Genomic DNA, 1,055 nt, shown 5'->3' with positions numbered 1-1,055 from the left:
TTTAGAGCGTTTTCCACAGTCCCTGAATCGCGAGGGATTCCAGCGGCGTTGAAATTCTGATTCATCCTGCTGGCTGGGTTGGAGGCCAGCATGGATGGCGAGAGCGTTATCTCAGGATTTGCGGGATCGGGTCGTTGCGGCGACGAACGCGGGCATGAGTTGCCGGGCGGCTGCGGCTCGGTTCGGGGTTGGCGTCGCCACGGCGATCCGCTGGCGACAGTTGGCCCGCGAACACGGGCGCGCCATCGCAGGCAAGCCGGGCGGCGATCAGCGCTCGTCGAAGACGGATGCTCATGCGGAGCGGATTACGGCGATGCTGGCCGAGAACGGCGACATCACGCTGGCCGAGATCCAGTCGGCCCTTGCGGCGCAAGGCGTTCACGTCGGGATCGGGACGCTGTGGCGGTTCTTTGATCGACGCGGCATCACACGTAAAAAAAGACCGGGCACGCGATCGAGCAAGACCGTCCCGACATCCTGAAGCAACGCCGAGCCTGGTTCGACGGTCAACTTGATCTGGAGCCCGATCGTCTCGTGTTCATCGACGAAACCTGGACCGCAACCAACATGACCCGTAGTCACGGGCGGTGCGCCAAGGGCGAGCGCCTGAGGATGGGCTTCCCCCACGGCCACCGCAAAACGACCACGCTGGTTGCCGGACTACGGATAACTGGCATGGTCGCGCCGATGGTGCTCGATGGTCCCATCAATGGCAACTGGTTCGAAGCCTACGTGACACAGGTCCTGATACCGGAGCTGCGACCCGGTGATGTGGTTATCATGGACAATCTGTCGAGCCACAAGCGCGCCTCGGTGCGTGAAAGGATCGAAGCAGCCGGCGCACGGTTGATGTTCCTGCCTCCCTACAGCCCCGACTTCAACCCCATCGAAAAGGCGTTCTCGCGGCTCAAGGCCATGCTCCGCAAGGCCGGTGAGCGAACCGTCTCTGGCCTATGGGGCCTCATCGGCAAGCTCGTCGACATCTTCCAGCCCGACGAATGCGCCAACTACTTCAGCTCGTGCGGCTATGATCCGGCATGATCGGAAAACGCTCT

General features: G+C 62.3%; 1 protein-coding gene. It reads left to right on the top strand.

Annotated features, from left to right (window positions below; translation table 11 throughout):
* The first annotated feature begins 94 nt into the window (after positions 1–94).
* Positions 95–1,041, top strand: a protein-coding gene (locus AQZ50_RS20275) for an IS630 family transposase (protein ID WP_156427468.1) whose coding sequence is annotated in 2 segments (ribosomal slippage) — positions 95–443 and positions 443–1,041 — 948 coding nt in all. Because the reading frame shifts where the segments join, the coding sequence is not laid out codon by codon here.
* Positions 1,042–1,055 lie beyond the last annotated feature (14 nt).

Source organism: Novosphingobium sp. Fuku2-ISO-50 (assembly GCF_001519055.1).
Lineage (GTDB): Bacteria > Pseudomonadota > Alphaproteobacteria > Sphingomonadales > Sphingomonadaceae > Novosphingobium.
Note: the sequence above shows the minus strand (reverse complement) of the source record. Positions and strands in the feature narration are given on the sequence as shown.